The 16,597-nt window shown below is 59.9% G+C and carries 16 protein-coding genes; 4 read left to right on the top strand and 12 right to left on the bottom strand.

Annotated elements, in window-relative coordinates:
• The first annotated feature begins 218 nt into the window (after positions 1 to 218).
• Positions 219 to 1,343, top strand: a complete 1,125-nt coding sequence (tgt, locus tag FO488_RS09890) for a tRNA guanosine(34) transglycosylase Tgt (RefSeq protein WP_149210414.1) — start codon at positions 219 to 221, stop codon at positions 1,341 to 1,343.
• 75 nt (positions 1,344 to 1,418) lie between these two features.
• On the opposite strand, the gene traF is transcribed toward tgt, so the two are convergent.
• The 3 genes from traF to FO488_RS09905 all read right to left on the bottom strand — a co-directional run bounded on the left by traF (position 1,419) and on the right by FO488_RS09905 (position 4,768).
• Complete coding sequence (traF, locus tag FO488_RS09895; RefSeq protein WP_149210415.1) at positions 1,419 to 2,870, bottom strand: conjugal transfer protein TraF; 1,452 nt, start codon at positions 2,868 to 2,870, stop codon at positions 1,419 to 1,421.
• A gap of 61 nt (positions 2,871 to 2,931) precedes the next feature.
• Positions 2,932 to 3,456 (bottom strand): hypothetical protein, encoded by a 525-nt coding sequence (locus tag FO488_RS09900; protein ID WP_149210416.1) that lies wholly within the window; start codon positions 3,454 to 3,456, stop codon positions 2,932 to 2,934.
• Complete coding sequence (locus FO488_RS09905; RefSeq protein ID WP_149210417.1) at positions 3,449 to 4,768, bottom strand: diguanylate cyclase; 1,320 nt, start codon at positions 4,766 to 4,768, stop codon at positions 3,449 to 3,451. The genes FO488_RS09900 and FO488_RS09905 overlap by 8 nt, the downstream gene beginning before the upstream one ends.
• Before the next feature lie 207 nt (positions 4,769 to 4,975).
• Here FO488_RS09905 and FO488_RS09910 point away from each other — a divergent pair, with 207 nt between their 5' ends.
• Positions 4,976 to 5,884 (top strand): hypothetical protein, encoded by a 909-nt coding sequence (locus FO488_RS09910; protein ID WP_149210418.1) that lies wholly within the window; start codon positions 4,976 to 4,978, stop codon positions 5,882 to 5,884.
• A 14-nt stretch (positions 5,885 to 5,898) separates the two neighbouring features.
• Complete coding sequence (mazG, locus tag FO488_RS09915) at positions 5,899 to 6,681, top strand: nucleoside triphosphate pyrophosphohydrolase (protein WP_149212144.1); 783 nt, start codon at positions 5,899 to 5,901, stop codon at positions 6,679 to 6,681.
• A 283-nt stretch (positions 6,682 to 6,964) separates the two neighbouring features.
• On the opposite strand, the gene FO488_RS09920 is transcribed toward mazG, so the two are convergent.
• The 3 genes from FO488_RS09920 to rmuC are packed head-to-tail and all read right to left on the bottom strand — an operon-like array spanning position 6,965 to position 10,400.
• Entirely contained in the window at positions 6,965 to 7,480 is a 516-nt protein-coding gene (locus FO488_RS09920; protein WP_240731847.1) for a methylated-DNA--[protein]-cysteine S-methyltransferase, read from the bottom strand.
• Positions 7,477 to 9,057 (bottom strand): murein biosynthesis integral membrane protein MurJ, encoded by a 1,581-nt coding sequence (gene murJ, locus FO488_RS09925; protein ID WP_149210420.1) that lies wholly within the window; start codon positions 9,055 to 9,057, stop codon positions 7,477 to 7,479. The genes FO488_RS09920 and murJ overlap by 4 nt, the downstream gene beginning before the upstream one ends.
• 2 nt (positions 9,058 to 9,059) lie before the next feature.
• Positions 9,060 to 10,400, bottom strand: coding sequence for a DNA recombination protein RmuC (rmuC, locus tag FO488_RS09930; RefSeq protein ID WP_149210421.1), 1,341 nt, complete (start codon positions 10,398 to 10,400; stop codon positions 9,060 to 9,062).
• Positions 10,401 to 10,592: 192 nt separating this feature from the next.
• Here rmuC and FO488_RS09935 point away from each other — a divergent pair, with 192 nt between their 5' ends.
• Positions 10,593 to 11,138, top strand: coding sequence for a MucR family transcriptional regulator (locus tag FO488_RS09935; RefSeq protein ID WP_149210422.1), 546 nt, complete (start codon positions 10,593 to 10,595; stop codon positions 11,136 to 11,138).
• Positions 11,139 to 11,220: 82 nt separating this feature from the next.
• Here FO488_RS09935 and rsmA read toward each other — a convergent pair whose 3' ends face one another.
• The 6 genes from rsmA to FO488_RS09965 all read right to left on the bottom strand — a co-directional run bounded on the left by rsmA (position 11,221) and on the right by FO488_RS09965 (position 16,564).
• A complete protein-coding gene (rsmA, locus tag FO488_RS09940) occupies positions 11,221 to 12,045 on the bottom strand; it encodes a 16S rRNA (adenine(1518)-N(6)/adenine(1519)-N(6))-dimethyltransferase RsmA (RefSeq protein ID WP_149210423.1) in 825 nt (274 codons plus the stop codon).
• Entirely contained in the window at positions 12,042 to 13,064 is a 1,023-nt protein-coding gene (gene tsaD / locus FO488_RS09945) for a tRNA (adenosine(37)-N6)-threonylcarbamoyltransferase complex transferase subunit TsaD (RefSeq protein WP_149210424.1), read from the bottom strand. The genes rsmA and tsaD overlap by 4 nt, the downstream gene beginning before the upstream one ends.
• A 1-nt stretch (position 13,065) precedes the next feature.
• Positions 13,066 to 13,809, bottom strand: a complete 744-nt coding sequence (locus tag FO488_RS09950; RefSeq protein ID WP_149210425.1) for an ABC transporter ATP-binding protein — start codon at positions 13,807 to 13,809, stop codon at positions 13,066 to 13,068.
• A 164-nt stretch (positions 13,810 to 13,973) separates the two neighbouring features.
• Positions 13,974 to 14,726 (bottom strand): ABC transporter ATP-binding protein, encoded by a 753-nt coding sequence (locus FO488_RS09955; RefSeq protein WP_149210426.1) that lies wholly within the window; start codon positions 14,724 to 14,726, stop codon positions 13,974 to 13,976.
• Entirely contained in the window at positions 14,719 to 15,678 is a 960-nt protein-coding gene (locus FO488_RS09960) for a branched-chain amino acid ABC transporter permease (protein ID WP_149210427.1), read from the bottom strand. The genes FO488_RS09955 and FO488_RS09960 overlap by 8 nt, the downstream gene beginning before the upstream one ends.
• 4 nt (positions 15,679 to 15,682) lie before the next feature.
• Entirely contained in the window at positions 15,683 to 16,564 is an 882-nt protein-coding gene (locus FO488_RS09965) for a branched-chain amino acid ABC transporter permease (protein ID WP_149210428.1), read from the bottom strand.
• Between the last annotated feature and the right edge of the window lie 33 nt (positions 16,565 to 16,597).

Raw genomic sequence — 16,597 nt, forward strand, 5'->3', positions numbered from 1 at the left:
AGGGTTTTGTGTATACAGAATGCAAGCGCGCCCCCCTCCAAGCGCCAGACATCAGCGGGATTGCATTTGGCTTGACATTCTGATAGTAAGCTACACGCTATCGTAAGCGATTGTGTTACGAACAGATGGTATGATTCACACCTGTACCTCTCCGTGACGCGGTCACCGTAGCTACGATGCGAACAAATTTTAGAACAGAATTGATAACGAGGGACCGGATGTTATTCCAATTAATCAAAAAAGACAAGCATTGCGCCGCCCGACTGGGCCTCGTCACCACCTCGCGGGGCGAGATCCCCACGCCGATTTTCATGCCGGTGGCTACCCACGGCGCCATGAAACCGCTCACCCCCGCCCAGATAGAGGAAACCGGAGCCCGGATCATCCTCAGCAACACCTACCACCTGCACCTGCAACCGGGCGAAGGGCTGGTGAAAAAGGCGGGCGGCCTGCACAAGTTCATGGCCTGGGACAAACCGATCCTCACCGATTCGGGCGGCTTCCAGGTCTTTTCGCTGCCCAACAAGCGGATCACCGAAGATGGCGTTTTCTTCAAACATGAGGTGACCGGCGAGGAGATCTACCTCGACCCGGCCAGCGCCACCCGTATCCAGCAGGATCTGGGCGCCGACATCATCATGGCCTTCGACGAGTGCATCCCCTACCCCTGCGACAAGGCGTACGCCGAGCGCTCCACGAAAAAGACCATCCGCTGGCTCAAGGAGTGCCGGAACGCCATGACCGATAACGGTCAGGCCCTGTTCGGCATCGTTCAGGGAAGCGTTTATGAGGATCTGCGGGCCATGTGCGCCCGGGAGATGCGCAAGCTGGACCTGCCCGGTTATGCCATCGGCGGCGTCAGCGTCGGGGAAGGGCTGGAACTGCTCAAAAAGGTGGTGGGTTGGACGGCGCCGCATCTGCCGGACGACAAACCGCGCTACCTGATGGGGGTCGGCCTCCCGGAGGATATCCTGGAGAGCGTCGAGCGGGGCATCGACATGTTCGACTGCGTCATCCCCACCCGCTACGCCCGCAGCGCCACGCTCTTCACCCGGAGGGGGAAGATCCGCTTGACCAACAAGAACTACAAGCGGGACTTCTTTCCCATCGACCCCAGTTGCGACTGCTACACCTGCCGCCATTTCACCCGTGCCTACCTTCACCACCTGTTTGTGGCCAACGAGGTGCTTTCGGCGATTTTGTCCGCCCTGCACAACATTCACTTCTACCTGACCATGATGGCAGAGATCAGGGAAGCGATCGCCAATGACCGGTTCATGGAATACAAAGGGGCGTTTCTGGGGGACTATCTGGGGAGCGAGCGAAAAAAAAGGACCAACTGACCCCCTTTCTTTCCTCTATTCAAAAGGAAGGGGTATCAGCTGGTCCTCACCGGAAAGTTTCCTGGATGGGCCAGTCTAAAACTGGCTGCTGAGGGCGAAGTTGACCATTGCTTCCCGGGGGTAGCTGTTCCCCTTGTAGGTACCGCTATCGGGTGAGGCGCCGCCGTCCACCTCGAAAGAGAACACAGGGGTTCCCAGGGTGAACCCTGCCGTCAACAATGCCGTATCCCCGCCGTTGATATTGGTGCTTGCCCCGAGGCGCACCTTCAGCCAATCGAGAGGCGTCATTTCAAGCCCGCCCCCCAGACTCTGCCGCTTGACCCCCGGCAGGGCCGTTTCGTTTTTGGTCAGGTCGAGATCGGCCGCCAGGGAGAGCCAGGAGAGCACTTCGGCGGAAAAGCCGCTTCTCACCAGGGGCCTGACGCGGTAACCGGCACTATCCCCCAGGTCGGTCATGGAAAATGACGGGGAGTTCAGGTTTTTTGCCACCACTCCTACGTTCAGCATCTTATATTTCCAGACAGCTCCCACATCCACGCCCCAGGTCAGACTGTCCTGATAGGTGCCGGTCATCTTCTTCACAATGTCGCTGGAGTTGCTGTTGAATATCTTGACCGTGGAGAGGTAGGCGCGCCCCTGCATGAGCTTTACCGCCCCGCCGATGCCCACCGTCCCGTAATAGCCGAAATCGATGGGATAGCCGTAGGCCAGGGGGTATTCCAGAAGGGCCAGGGCCCTGCTGCGGATTGCGGATGTATTCTGGTCGAGCGTTCCGGCCGTGGAACCGGCAGCCATGGAGTTGCCCAGCTTGACAAGGGAATCGGTAGCCGACTGGGCGGAGATGTTGGTGACATTGGAGGCCACAAGCTGCTTCTCGATCGTGTAGGCTATGTCCTGGCCGCTGGTCCCGCCGCCAAAAGCGGCGGTAATGGCGCTGATCTGTGCGGCCGTAAAAAAGGCCGTGCCGCGGGTCACCGTGCCGGTGGCGCCGATGGAGGCGGCCAGCGCCGCATAGGAGGTCACCCCGCTGAAGGCGATATTGGTCAGGTCGGGTTCGGGGAGCGCGCCCCCCTCGAACGTCCCGAACACGCCGAACCCGAAGTGCCTGATCTGGACGCCGAGCATGGCGTTGCCGCCAAGGGTGAGGGTACCTTTTTTGTCATTGCCGATCTCGTTCAACAGGCCGATGACCTGAACCGCATCCCCCACCCTCTGGAGATTCGTCGTGGTGCTGCCTCCGGAGATGTCGAGGCTGCCGGTGGTAGGATCGCTGAGCCGGGAGAGCCGGTCCACGTTATTGGCGAGGGAACCGCCGATTTGGGCCCCTGCGCCGGCACCGAGCTTGATCGATACATCTTTGCTGAAGGCGAGTCCGGCGGGGTTCCAGTAGGCGGCATAGGCACCGGTGGTGTTGGCGACACCGGCCCCGCCCATGCCGACCGCCGTGCCGATGGGATGAAATTCCAACCCGTGGGCGGAACAGACGGTGCTTGCCAGGGCGGCTGCAACCAACAACGGTTTCTTCATGCGACCTCCGAAATGGAATTTAATGCCCCCCTTAGCAAATACGTCGGGATGAGGGCCTTGTTCAGCGTTTGATCTTCTGCTCCAGTTCAAGGTCCAGATTCTTCAGACGCTCGAGACTCTGGCGCAGGTCCTTGTTATCGCGGGTGAGGGACAGATTGCGCTCCCGCAACGTTCTCAGTTCGCGCTGACTGTCGCGAAGAGCGCCCACTCCCGCCAGATAGGCAGCCAAAGGCGCCGCCTGCCGGGTCCAGATACTGCGGGGGTACTCCTTCTTCAGCCGCATCAGCAGGGCATGGGCATGGGTGTCGCCCTTTCCTCCATCGTCGCGCAGGTTAAGCAGGGCCAGCCGGAAAAGCGCTTCATCCGTTACCCCGGCCAACGCCTGGCCGGCAACGACCTGCTCCAGCAATCCCTGCGCCTCCCGCTCTTTTCCCTGCACCAGATAGTGCAAAGCGCCGGCAAAGCGGCGCTCCTGCTCAGCGACCGGGCTGTCCTCGGAAAGCGCCCTGCCTTTCAACAGGCTGCATCCCCCGGAAAACGCCACCAGCACCAGCAGTGTGAGTGCAATGACTGCCCGTTCAGGCATCGCAGTTTCCCGCCTCTCTCACGATGATATAGTTGCTGCCCGACGATTCCTTGACGTGGTCCTTGACCTCGGCCGCCGCCGTGGCGATCTCGGCTGCGGTGGCATAATCGCCCGGCTCGCAGACGAGCACGGCAATGGACATGGATATGAGCGGAAACACCCGGGGCACGCCATAGCGGTCAACCCCTGAGAATGAGCCGGCAGCACGGTCCTCCTCCGAATAAAAGAACGGGATCATGGCGTCGAACTCCTGGATGATCGTCTGGCAGGCCGACTTGGCCAGTTCCGCGCTGATGATGACGACAAAATCGTCGCCGCCGATGTGTCCGACAAAGGCTTCGGGGTCATTCAGGCGCTTGACGGCATTATGGATCAACTCGCCGGTCTCGCGCAGGATCTCGCTGGCCTTGATGTAGCCGTAACGATCGTTGTAGGATTTGAAATTGTCAAGGTCCAGGTAGCACATGGCAAACGGCAGCCGTTCGCGCAAGCGCCGGTTGATGGAGCGTTCGATGGCGATGTTTCCCGGCAGGCGGGTCAGGGGGCTGGCGTCGAGGCTGATCTGCTCCAACTCCTTGAGCCTGGCCGCCATACGCGTGAAATCGAGGGCCAGGGTGCCGATCTCGTCCCCCGGCGGAATACCCGGGTTATGGTCGAAGTCTCCGGCGGCAATGCGGTGGGTGGCGGTCTGCAGTTTGCCGATGGAGGTGGCAAAGGTATAGATCAGGTAGACCGCCACCAAAAAGGCGGACAGCACCCCGACAAAGGCCAGGCCAATGGAGCGGGTGACGGTCTGGGCCTCCTTTTCATCGGATATTTTCAGTTTGTTCGCCAGGGACTCCTTCTGCTCCACCCGGATCTGCTCGATAATGCTTTCCACCCGTGCCGTAGCCTGCTTCATGACCGCGGCCTCGACCCCCTTGCCGCTGAACACCAGTTTGGCGAGGTATGTGTAGGCCGCGTACGCGGCGACAAGCCTGTCGCCGCCCCTCCCCTTGTAGACACGCTGCAAAGAAGCCAGATCCGAGCGGAACTTTTCCGCATTCTGGTCGTAAAGTTCACGGAATTCCGCCTGCCGCAGGATCTGAAACTTGCCGACATAGCGTTCCTGCGTCAGCATCATCTCCCGCAGGGTAATGGTGATGGTGGCCGCGGCCAGGTCGTTTCTGGCTATTTCCTCCTCCATGCGATGCATCGTCCCCAGGCCGGAAACGGCATATATCAGCGCAGCCATCATGCATACGCCGCAGAGGGCAAAACTGATGATCATCTTCTGGATCAGGCTCAAGCGAAAACGTCCGGGGAATGGCATGGCATCAGCCTCTGGTACATAGACTCTGCGGTGATACGGGCATCAGATACGATCTGCCTATGGTAGTACAGAAGCGGGGGAAAATGCAATTCATTGTCGCCGCATGCACGGCAACATGGCAAAAGACGTTGCATTGTGCCCTGCGCAGAGCTATAAAAACCGTGCGCACTTCCGCCATAACAACCAACAGAAAAGGATGCATCGATCATGCTCGAAAGACGACGCCCATCGGCCGGGACAATATGTGTGCTGGCCTCCCTGGTCCTGCTCTTCTCCGCCGGCGCACAGGCAGAGGAAAATGTCTGCGGTCCTACCACGCCAAGCGAGGAGCGGTTGTTCAATCTCCAGTTGGAGAACGAAGGGCTCAAACTCAAAATCAAGCAGCTTGAGGCGGTCAAGACCATATCCGCCGAGCGCCTGCGCCAGAAAAAGGTTCAGCGTCTCCGGGAGATCGCCGCCCAAGTCAAGGTCCAGCGTCAAACCACCAGCGATTTTCAGGGCTTCGTCACATGGATGAGCACCAATCTGGCCGGCTACAACCGCTACATCCAGGCTGGTTCCTATGCGGCTGTTGCCGCCAGAATGCTTCCGATCCCCTATGCCGGCCAGGCTTCGATCTTCACCAAGTTCATCGCCCAGTTTACGGTGGCGCTCAACAACGCCTCCGTTTCGGTCACCAATTATCTGAACTCGTCTCAACGCTTCATCGCCCAAGTCGAGGCCATGGACCCGGCAAAACCGCTCGATGACAAGGCAATAACCGAAACATCCCTGTTTGCCGACCAGAAACTGCTGAAAGACATGAACGATGCCCAGGCAAAGCTGGCCACGGTCGCCGACCTCTCGTCCGGCGCCCTCTCCTTCCTGGAAAGCGTCAACCACTATGCAAGCGGAACGGACGAATACTGGAACAAGGTCAAGGGGCTGGTGAAAAAGGACATCGACCCCAAGGAAAAGAGTTTCCTGTCGGAAAGTACCAGCAACCTTAAGACCCAGGCCAACCGCTTCAACGGCAAACTGAGATCCTTCGAAGACATCACCACAAAACAAGCGGCAAGCGTAAAATCCCTGGCGGTCTACGATGAACTGGCCGCAGATCTTGTGGCCGCGAAATGAGCGGCGAAACCGCCATGACCGCCAATCAGAACACCTTCGATGACCTGGTGAATATCATGCGCCGTCTGCGCGGGCCCGGCGGCTGTCCCTGGGACGCCGAACAGACCCACGAAAGCCTGACGCGCTACCTGCTGGAAGAAACCTACGAGGTCATCGAGGCCATCGATGCCAAATCCCCGGAGCATCTGAAGGAGGAGTTGGGCGACCTGTTGCTGCAACCGGTCTTTCATGCCGCAATTGCCGAAGAGGCGGGCGCTTTCGACATGGCCGACGTCATCCAGGCGCTCTGCGACAAACTCGTCAGACGCCACCCCCACGTATTCGGCGACATGCAGATCAGCGACAGCGAGGCACAGATCGAGAACTGGGAGCGCATCAAGAAGGCGGAAAAGGGACAGGAGCGGCCATCGGCCCTGTCCGGCGTGCCCCCGCATCTGCCGGCGCTGCTCAAGGCGCAGAAGATCACCGAGAAGGCCTCGCGGGTCGGCTTTGACTGGGAACATGCCGATCAGGTTTTTGCCAAGGTCATGGAAGAGTTGCACGAGTTCGAAGAGGCGTGGGAAGGGGGCAATGAAACCCGCATGGAAGACGAACTGGGCGACCTGCTCTTCGCCATCGTCAACCTGGGACGCTTCCTGTCGCTCAATCCCGAGGAGGCGCTGCGCAAAACCATCAATCGCTTTCAACGGCGGTTCCGCTATGTGGAGGAAAACCTCCGGGACCAGGGAAAGAAGATGAATGAGACCCCGCTTGCCGACATGGATATTCTGTGGGAAGAGGCTAAAAAGCTCGAATGACCAAGCTGCCAGGGGGGCAAGTTACAGGAATGTGACGCCTTTTGCCGTCAGGTTTCAGCTTATCCACAAAAATTGTGGATAAGCTGTGGACAACGGTGTTGATGAAATACAAAAGTTATATTTTTACAAGTGATTTTTACACTTTGCCTTTTTTTTACACAAACATATTTCAAAATAATTTCAACAAGTTATACTTGTATCCTTGAATTTTGGATAGTTAGCCGGTTGGCGGCAGCCTGGATACAACAAATAAATTTCATGCCAAGTCAGCCTGTTCATAACTTCATTTTTTCAGAAAAATTCGTTGCCCTTTAAATTCAACGTGTTCCACCCGCAAAAGATATTCTTTACTGGCAATGCCGCCGGGAGCGCTGAAGCCGGTAAGCCTGCCATCGCCTGCTACGACGCGATGGCAGGGGATGATCACCGGTATGGGATTGGCGGCCATGGCGCCGCCGACTGCCCGTGCCGCCCCCGGGACCCCGGCCGCTTTGGCAACCTGGCCGTAGGTCCACACTTCGCCGAAGGGAACGGCGCGAATGAGTTCCAGCATCCGTCTTCTGAAAGGAGTGACGGCCGACAGATCAACCGGAATGTCATCGAATGCTTGCCGCTCCCCCTTGAAGTAGAGCTTTAACATTTCGGCCACCCGTTGCGTCAGGGCCGACGAGGGCACATCCCCGAACTCTCTCAGATATGAGCCGTCGGACACCGGCAGGTGCACCCGGCAGACGCCAAGCCCGTTGGCCTGGACCACGCCTATCCCCAGCCCGCTCTCAAATAGCGACGCACAATTCAAGATGCGCCCCCTTTCCGTCCCAGCTTCCTCTTGAGCAACGCCAGTGCCTCCAGCGCCTCCTCCGACCGCAGCAACCGGACGCAGAGAGCGTAGATGACGACGCCTGCCGCTATGGCAGCGCCAAGCACCAGGGCCTTGCCTGTTTTATGGCCAGCCAGCGACCAGTCGGTACAGCCACACAGGTAGCGGACCGTGATGGCCATCGGTACGGCTGCTGCCAGGGATTTCAGGCCACAAGCGACAATTCCCCGCCCCCCGAAGGGGCCGATCTTGCGCCGCAGGAACCAGAGCAGCATCAGCATGTTGCCCAAGGCCGAAATGGTGGTGGCCAGTGCCAACCCGCCATGTTTGAGGGGCCCCATCAGGGCCAGGCTGAAACCAAAATTGACCAGGAAGGCGCACAAGGCGGTCCAGACCGGCGTCTTGGTATCCTTGAGGGCATAGAAAGCCGGAGCGAGGACCCGCGTCATGGCCACGAACGACAGTCCGAGGGAGTAATACAGGAGTGCCTGGGCGGAATTGACCGCCTTGGCGTAGTCGAACGCCCCCCCCATGAAGATCAGGCTGAAGATGGGGGTCGAACAGACCATCAGGCCGGCCATGGCCGGAATGGTGATGAAAAGGGTCAGGCGCAGGCCAAAGGAGAGTGACTCCTTCATGCCGATCATGTCCCCTTCGGCCGCCTGCCGGCTCATGGAGGGGAGGACGGCCTGGGCCACGGAAACCGTGAAGATGCCTTGGGGAAATTCGAACAGCCGCTGGGCATAGTAAAGATACGATACGCTCCCCTCGGGCAACAGCGAGGCCAATATGGCGCTGACGGTGATATTGAGATAGTAGACCCCCACGCCAAAGATGGACGGCAGCATGAGGAGCGCAATACGACGCACTTGGGGATGATCGAAGCGGAAACGGGGCCGGATCGGAAACCCCTTGCTCCACAGCACCGGCAGTTGCAGGAGCAGTTGCACGACGCCGCCGATCAGCACGCCTGTTGCCAGGGCCGTAATGGGCACCTGGAAAAAGCCCCGCAGAGAGAGGGCTGCCGCGATCATGGAGATATTGAGGAAGACCGTGGAGATGGCGGGAGTGAAAAAATGGCGGACAGTGTTGAGAATCCCCATGCAGAGCGCCACAAGGCTGATGAAGAAGATGTAGGGGAACATCACCCGGTTGAGAAGCACGGTCAGTTCGAACTTGCCCGGCACCGAGTGGAAGCCGGGAAACATCAGGCCGACGATGGCGGGAGAAAAGAGCATGCCGGCCAGGGTTACGCCGGCCATGACAATGGTCAAGAGGCTGAAACAGGCATTGGCCAGCTCACGTGCCTCATGTTCGCCCCGCTTCTTGAGAGTCTCGGAGAAAATGGGCACAAAGGCCGAGGTCAGAGCCCCCTCGGCAAAAAAACGCCGCAGCATGTTGGGGATCTGGAACGCGGCAAAAAACGCGTCGCTCGCAAATCCGGCGCCGAACAGGCGCGACACCACCATGTCGCGCACCATGCCCATGACCCGCGACAAAATGGTTGCCGAACCGAGGACTCCGGCTGCCCGCGCTATATTGCCCTTTTCAGACATGGTCAGCGTTCATCCCCTTCGACCATTTCCGGCATGTCCAGAAGCCCGGCGGCCTCCCCCTGGGGCAGTTCCTGTACGTCCCGCAACTTGCGTTCTATGGCACGGGTGCGGATGGCGGCCTGATCGATATGATTGCCCGCCTCCTGCAACTTCTTGCTCGTCTTTTCCAGCACCACCCCGAACTTGGAGAATTCGGTGCGCACCGCGCCGAGCAGGGTCCAGACCTCGGCCGAACGCTTCTCGATGGCCAAGGTGCGAAAACCCATCTGCAGACTGTTCAAGAGCGCCGCCAGGGTGGTCGGCCCGGCCGCCAGCACCTTGTATTCCCGCTGCAGCGTCTCGGCAAGACCGGGCCGCCGCAGGACCTCGGCATACAATCCCTCGGTAGGCAGAAACATGATGCCGAAATCGGTGGTATGCGGGGGGTCCAGATATTTGTCGCGGATGGCCCTGGCCATCTCCTTGACCGCTCGTTCCAGTTGCCGGGCCGCCTCCTCGGCGGCAGCGGCATCGGCGTTTTCCTGTGCCTCCACCAGACGCAGGTAGTCTTCCTGGGGAAACTTGGCGTCCAGCGGCAGCCACACCATCCCCTCCGCCGTACCGTCCCGGCCGGGCAGGCGCAGGGCGAACTCAACCCGCTGGCCGCTCCCCTTCTTTGATTCAACGTTGGTCTCGTACTGTCCCGACGCCAGGATCTGCTCCAGCAGGCTGGCCAGTTGCACCTCGCCGAAGGTGCCGCGGGTCTTGACGTTCGTCAGCACCTTTTTCAAATCCCCGACGCCGCTGGCCAGGGACTGCATCTCTCCCAAGCCGCGCTGGACCAGCTCCAATCGTTCGCTGACCAGCTTGAAGGATTCGCCCAAGCGCTTTTCCAGGGTATCGTGCAGTTTTTCATCCACCGTTGCCCGCATCTGCTCCAGCTTCCGGGCGTTATCCTCCTGGATCAGCCGCAGACGGTCCTCAACGGTCTCCCGCAACTTGTCCAGCCGTCCCTCGTTGCTTGCGGTCAGGTTTTTCAACTGGCCGGCGAAGATGTCCAGTTGGTTCTTCTGCAAGCCGGCGATCTCGCTCATCCGTTTCAGGAGCGAATCCCCCAGGGAATTCACGAGCAAGGTTTCCTCTTCGCGCGCCTGGCGTGCCGAAAGCTGGGCTTCCTCCCGGCCCCTGGCAAGTTCGTCGCGCAGCATGCGCTCCATGCGTTCCAGTTGACGCTCCAGTGCGTCGATTCTCGCGTCGAGCGATGCGCCTGAAGCGATGCGCGAAAGCCGTGCCAACACCAGTGCCACGAGTATCAGTGACATTAGCGACACTATCAGGAGCAGGTAAAACAATGGTGCTGTCATGGCTGTTGTTCCATTTCGCGCTTGGTTGGAATAATGCTGTTCTTCATGCCACATCCTTATTGTGCTTAGCAACTAGTTTTTGCAGTCGGCCACTCTGTAGTTAACCATTTTTTTGCTCATTTATTTTCTTGATTTATTAAGGTATTTCGTGATAACCCGTAGTTTAAGTAAAATATATATAAAGGAGGACATATGACAGCAACTCTTGTTGAACTGACTGCGGGTATTGTTTCTTCTCATGCGGCCGGTACGGAGATGAGCAGTGAAGATCTTATCCAGGAAATCAACCGGGTCTTCACGACCCTGAAAAAACTGGAAACCGAAGGAGCCACGGCGGCAGAAGGCGCCGCGGCACCGGGCGCGCCCGCCATGCCGATCAAAAAAGCGTTCCAGAACGATCAGGTCTGCTGCCTGATCTGCGGCAAAACGGGCTTCAAGACCCTCACCCGTCACCTTAAACAGGCCCACGACATGAAACCGGGCCAGTACCGCAAACAGTTCAATATCCCCGCGTCCCAGTCCCTGACCGCCAAGAATTACTCCGAGGCCCGCCGCAAGGCTGCCAACGAAAACAATCTGGCTGCCAACCTGGAAAAGGCCCGCGCCGTGCGCGCCGCCAAAAAGGACGCCGCCAAACCGGCAAAACCGGCAAAGGCCGCCGCCGCGAAACCGGCTAAGGCTGCCAAAGCCGTCGCCGCCAAGGCCGTCAAGACGAAACCGGCCAAGGCCAAAGCGTAACCATTTCTCCCCATTGCCACAACAAAAAAACCGCTGAGAGGCGGTTTTTTTGTTGTGCATTTCCTTCTGTCCCCGGCAGGTTTCAGCGCCCCTGTGCTTGAAGAAGAGTCAGGCTCCGGGAAAGCGCAGCAAACTCTTCCATGGAAAGTGTCTCGCCGCGACGTTTTCCATCGATCCCGCACCGTTCCAGAATCCCGCTCAATTCATCCGGAGAGGCGAGTTCGGCCGCCTTCAGACAGTTGGACAAGGTTTTGCGGCGCATGGCAAAGGCCCCTTTGACCACCTTTCGGAAAACCGCCTCGTCGCCGACCTCGACCCGGGGCCGCACCAGCGGTACGAAGCTCAGTACGGCCGACTCCACCTTGGGGCGGGGATGGAAGCAGGTCGGCGGCACAATGAATTCCCGGCGGATATCGAACCACAACCCCAACAGCAGCGTCGTGACGCCGTAATCGGCACAATCCGGCGAGGCCACCAGCCTTTCGCCGACCTCCCGCTGCAACATCAGCACCAGCCGCGAGAAAAGGCCGCGCAATTCCAGCAGGCGAAACAGTATGGGCGTGGAGATATTGTACGGCAGGTTGGCCACCACCTTCCAGGCCGCCGGTTCCGTGCCCAGCACCCCGGCAAGGTCAAGCGCCAGGACATCGCCGTCGATCACCGTGACCCGGTCATTTTCTGCATAACGTTCTTTGAGGGCGGCAGCCAGGGCGTGATCATACTCCACAAGCGCCAGCCTGCGGCCATGCTGCACCAGCAGGTCGCTCAGCGCGCCACGGCCGGGTCCGATCTCCAGGATGCTCTCCTCGGGGGTCAACTCGGCGGCGCGGATGATCTTGGCAATGATGTTGCCGTCCACGAGAAAATTCTGGCCAAGGGCCTTGAGGGGGCGACGCAAAGCTGTCATGAGAACATTTCCTTGATACGGTCCATCTCCCAGGTGGCGGTAACGTCTAGGGACAGCGGGGACGGGTGGCCGTTGCACAGATAATAATTGCCGGCAACCGCCAGCATGGCGGCGTTATCGCCGCACAACGCCGGCTTGGGGATATGCAGTTCCACCCCGAGCTCGGCCGCCATGCGGGTCATACGGGCGCGCAGCCCGCTGTTGCAGGCCACCCCACCCGCCACCACCAGACGTTGCGCCCCGCTCTGCCGGAGGGCCGCCTCGGTCTTGAACGCCAGGACATCGCAGACCGCCTCCTGAAACGAGGCGCACAGGTCGCTGGCCTCCTGGCTCGGCAGGGTCACGGGATGCTTGTTGATCCATTGGAGCATGGCCGTCTTCAGGCCGCTGAAGCTGAAATTGAGGCTGCCGTCATTGATCAGCGGGCGCGGCAGGCGCACCGCCCGGCAGTCTCCCGTCCGCGCCAGGGCATCGATGCGGGCGCCGCCTGGATATTCGAGCCCCATGATCTTGGCGGACTTGTCGAAGGCCTCGCCGGCGGCATCATCGATGGTTCTGCCGAGGGTCGTGTAGCGTCCGAAACCCTCCACGAGATAGAGATGGGTATGGCCCCCCGACACGACCAGCGCCAGAAAGGGAAACTCCACCGGCTGTTCAAGACAGGTGGCAAAGATATGCCCTTCGATGTGATGCACCCCAACAAAGGGGACGGCCTGGGCAAAGGCAATCGCCTTGGCGGCCGAGAGTCCCACCAAAAGTGCCCCGGCCAGACCCGGCCCGCGCGTAACCGCCACCCCCTGGATATCCCCCATGGCCAGGCCGGCCTCGCGAAGCGCCTGGCTCACCACCGGCGTAATCATTTCCAGGTGCTTGCGCGAGGCGATCTCCGGCACCACGCCGCCATATTCGGCATGGATGGCGATCTGCGACGACACCACCGACGAGAGCGTTTCCCGGCCGTCGCGCACGACCGCGGCTGCGGTTTCATCGCAGGATGATTCAATGGCAAGTACCAGCACGTTATCGTTCCCAGATCTCTTTCTTGTCCTTGCCCAGGTAAGCCCGTTTGACCTCGGCATTCTCCAGCAGTTCGGCCGACGGCCCTTCCAGGATGACCTTGCCGGTCTCCAGCACATAGCCGCGGTCGGCCAGTTTCAGGGCGGCCTTGGCATTCTGCTCCACCAGCAGGATGGTGACGCCGCTCTCCCGGCGCAGCCGTTCCAGCACCCGGAAGATCTCCTGCACCACCAGGGGCGCCAGCCCCATGGAAGGTTCGTCCAGCAGCAGGAGTTTGGGATTTGCCATCAGGGCGCGGCCGATGGCCAGCATCTGCTGTTCCCCGCCCGACATGGTGCCGGCCAGTTGCCGACGCCGTTCCTCCAGCCGGGGGAACAGGGAGAATACCTGGGCCATGTCCCTGCGGATAGCCGATCGGTCCTCACGGCCACGGTAACGCAGATAGGCGCCCAACTCCAGGTTGTCCTCGACCGTGAGCGGCTTGAACACCTGGCGCCCCTCGGGCACCTGGGAGATGCCGTATTTGACGATCCGGTCCGGCGACAGGGCCGTGACCGGCTCCTTGCGAAACAACACTTCCCCGCTGCCGGCCGGCGTTACCCCGGAAATGGTGTTGAGGATCGTGGTCTTGCCGGCCCCGTTGGCGCCGATCAGGGTCACGATCTCCCCTTCCCCCAGGTGCAGGGAAACGTTCTTGAGGGCGTGAACCTTGCCGTAGTAGGTATTTATATTCTTAAGTCGCAGCATATAACCAGCCAATAACAAAATAAAATTCTCTCACTCGCTCACTATCGTTCGCTAAAGCTCACAGAGGCACGGAGAAAATCGGAAAAACAAGCGTTTTGGGGTAAACCAGAATTCTGTGTGGTTTCCTTTGTGCCTTTGTGTACTCCGTGAGAGATCGCCTTTAATCAGCCTTCCCCAAGGTACGCCGCAATTACGTCCGGATTCTCCTGGACCTCCCGCGGCGTCCCCTCGGCCAGTTTTTTCCCCAGATTGAGCACCACGATCCGGTCGCACACATCCATTACCAGCTCCATGTCATGTTCCACCAGCACCACGGTGATGCCCATCCCGCGGATCTTTTCTATCAGCCGGGCCAGGCCGTAGGTTTCCTGGCTATTGAGTCCGGCGGCCGGTTCGTCCATCAGGATGATGCGGGGCTCCACGGCCAGGGCGCGCGCAATCTCCAGCAAACGCCCCTTGCCGAACGGGAGGTTGCCGGCGGTATCGTTTGCCAGCCCGGTTATACCGGTAAACTCGAGCCACTGCCTGGCGGTTTCCCGGATGCGCCGTTCTTCGGCAATGCTCCAGGGCATCATCAGGGAACAGGCCAACAACCCGCTGGAGCTCTTGGTATGGAGCCCGACCATGACGTTTTCCAGCACGCTCATGGCACCGAACAACTCGATGTTCTGGAACGTCCGCACCATGCCGAGGCGAGCCAGTTGTTCCGGCTGGAACCCCGAAATGTCCCTGCCGTCCAGTTTCACGCTGCCGGAGGTCCGGCTGTAGATGCCGGTAATGATGTTGAACAGGGTCGTCTTCCCTGCGCCGTTGGGGCCGATGACGCCGGTAATGGAACCCTGCCCGATGGTAAAGGAGACATCATCCAGGGCCGTGACGCCGCCGAATATGCGGGTGATGCCGGAAACCTCAAGCATTGCCGGCGCCCTCCCCTCTTCCGGCCAGTTTCCTGAAAAGGTCGGGGATGCCCCGCACCAGGCCGCCCGGCAGGAACATGACCATGACCATCAACAGGCCACCGTAGATGAGGATGTCGTAATCCTGGGCGCCTCGCAGGAGTTCGGGCAAAAGCGTCAGGAGCGCCGCCCCCAGAAACGAGCCGTAGATGCTGCCCAGGCCGCCGATCACCACCATGGTGAGCAATTCCACCGAGAAGTTGAAGCCGAACGAAGCCGGGGAAACGAAGGTCATGGTATGGGCGTAGAGGCTGCCGGCCAAAGAAGAGATGACGGCAGACAGGGCAAAAACCTGCACCTTGAGGATGCGGGCATTGACCCCCATGACCCGGGCCGCGACCTCGGAGTCGTGGACCGCCCGCAGGGCGCGGCCCACCCGGGAGCGGGCCAGATTGAGGCAGAACAGCACCACCGCCAGGGTGAATGCCCAAATCAGATAGTAGTTCTTGAGGTCGTTGTCGAAGACCAGGGACCCGATGGCGAGGTTGGGGATGCCCGAAAAGCCGGACGGGCCGCCGGTAAGATCGACGGTCTCGTTGAACACGATATAGATGATGATCCCCAGCCCCAGGGTGGCCATGGCCAGGTAATGTCCCTTGAGTTTGAGGATCGGAAAGCCGATCAGCCCGGCCAGCATGCCGACTGCGAGCGCCGCCAGCGGCATGGCGAGCCACGCATTCCAACCGTAGGTGGCGGTCAGTATCCCGGAGAGGTAGGCGCCGAGACCGAAAAAACCCGCATGGCCGAGGGAGATCTGGCCGGCATACCCCAACAGCAGGTTGAGCGCCACCGCCAGCATGGTGTTGATGCCGGCGAACACCAGCACGTTCATCAGGTAGCCGCCCTTGAAGGCCAGCGGTGCGACGAGGATCGCCACGGCAAATAGCAGAAATTTGAGCAGATCGCGTCTCATGCCGTCACACCCGCTCCGATTCGGCCTTGCCGAACAGCCCCTGGGGCCTGACGAACAGGATCAGCAGCAGGATGACGAAGGCAATGGCATCCTTGTAGCCGGAGGAAATCAATCCCGCACCCAGCGATTCGAGCACCCCCAGAATCAGCCCCCCCACCACGGTGGCGACGCCGCTGCTCATCCCGCCGATGATGGCGGCGCAAAACCCTTTCAAGCCCAGCATGATCCCCACATCGTAGGCGGTCATGGTGAGGGGTGCCACGATGATGCCGGCCAGGGACCCCAGGACCGAACTGATGATAAAGGAGAGCAGTACCATGCGGCGCACATCGATGCCCACAAGGCCGGCGGCGCGGCGATTGTACGAACAGGCCCGCATGGCCTTGCCGCTGATGGTGTGGTAGAAGAAAAACTTGTTCACGGCGATGACCAGCAGGGTGATGGCGAGTATCCAGAGGTGCTGGGGCAGGACGGTCGCGCCGGCGATGGAAATCGGCTGATCCCCCGAAAACGGCGGGATGGCATGAGTATCCTTGCCCCACAGCAGCATGGCCAGGCCGCGGATCAGGATGCTGCCCGCAATGGTGATGATCACCAGATTGAGGGGGGTCGGCCGGCGCAGCGGCCTGATGGCAAGACGCTCGAACAACATCCCCGCCAGGGCGGACACCGCCACGGCGCACGGAATAGCGGCCCAGAGCGGCAACTGCAGCACTTCCAGAAAAAAGAGCGTCAGCATTCCCCCCAGCATGACGAATTCGCCCTGGGCGAAATTGATGATGCCGGTGGCATTGAAGATGATGGAAAAACCGATGCCGATCAAGGCGTAGATCGCCCCTGTCGACAGGCCGGAAAACGAATATTGAAGGATCTGTTCAAGCTGCATTGGTGTCCGTTTCTTACACAGAAAACTCCCGCC

Source organism: Geobacter sp. FeAm09, assembly GCF_008330225.1.
Taxonomy (GTDB): Bacteria; Desulfobacterota; Desulfuromonadia; order Geobacterales; family Pseudopelobacteraceae; genus Oryzomonas.

What these genes read in the sequence shown, in the direction of transcription:
- FO488_RS09965 (WP_149210428.1), bottom strand. Translation starts at nt 16,564, where the DNA reads ATGCAGCTTGAACAGATCCTTCAATATTCGTTTTCCGGCCTGTCGACA.
- FO488_RS09900 (WP_149210416.1), bottom strand. Translation starts at nt 3,456, where the DNA reads ATGCCTGAACGGGCAGTCATTGCACTCACACTGCTGGTGCTGGTGGCG.
- murJ (WP_149210420.1), bottom strand. Translation starts at nt 9,057, where the DNA reads ATGTCTGAAAAGGGCAATATAGCGCGGGCAGCCGGAGTCCTCGGTTCG.
- FO488_RS09950 (WP_149210425.1), bottom strand. Translation starts at nt 13,809, where the DNA reads ATGCTGCGACTTAAGAATATAAATACCTACTACGGCAAGGTTCACGCC.
- mazG (WP_149212144.1), top strand. Translation starts at nt 5,899, where the DNA reads ATGACCGCCAATCAGAACACCTTCGATGACCTGGTGAATATCATGCGC.
- rmuC (WP_149210421.1), bottom strand. Translation starts at nt 10,400, where the DNA reads ATGACAGCACCATTGTTTTACCTGCTCCTGATAGTGTCGCTAATGTCA.
- tgt (WP_149210414.1), top strand. Translation starts at nt 219, where the DNA reads ATGTTATTCCAATTAATCAAAAAAGACAAGCATTGCGCCGCCCGACTG.
- FO488_RS09935 (WP_149210422.1), top strand. Translation starts at nt 10,593, where the DNA reads ATGACAGCAACTCTTGTTGAACTGACTGCGGGTATTGTTTCTTCTCAT.
- FO488_RS09955 (WP_149210426.1), bottom strand. Translation starts at nt 14,726, where the DNA reads ATGCTTGAGGTTTCCGGCATCACCCGCATATTCGGCGGCGTCACGGCC.
- rsmA (WP_149210423.1), bottom strand. Translation starts at nt 12,045, where the DNA reads ATGACAGCTTTGCGTCGCCCCCTCAAGGCCCTTGGCCAGAATTTTCTC.
- FO488_RS09910 (WP_149210418.1), top strand. Translation starts at nt 4,976, where the DNA reads ATGCTCGAAAGACGACGCCCATCGGCCGGGACAATATGTGTGCTGGCC.
- FO488_RS09905 (WP_149210417.1), bottom strand. Translation starts at nt 4,768, where the DNA reads ATGCCATTCCCCGGACGTTTTCGCTTGAGCCTGATCCAGAAGATGATC.
- FO488_RS09960 (WP_149210427.1), bottom strand. Translation starts at nt 15,678, where the DNA reads ATGAGACGCGATCTGCTCAAATTTCTGCTATTTGCCGTGGCGATCCTC.
- traF (WP_149210415.1), bottom strand. Translation starts at nt 2,870, where the DNA reads ATGAAGAAACCGTTGTTGGTTGCAGCCGCCCTGGCAAGCACCGTCTGT.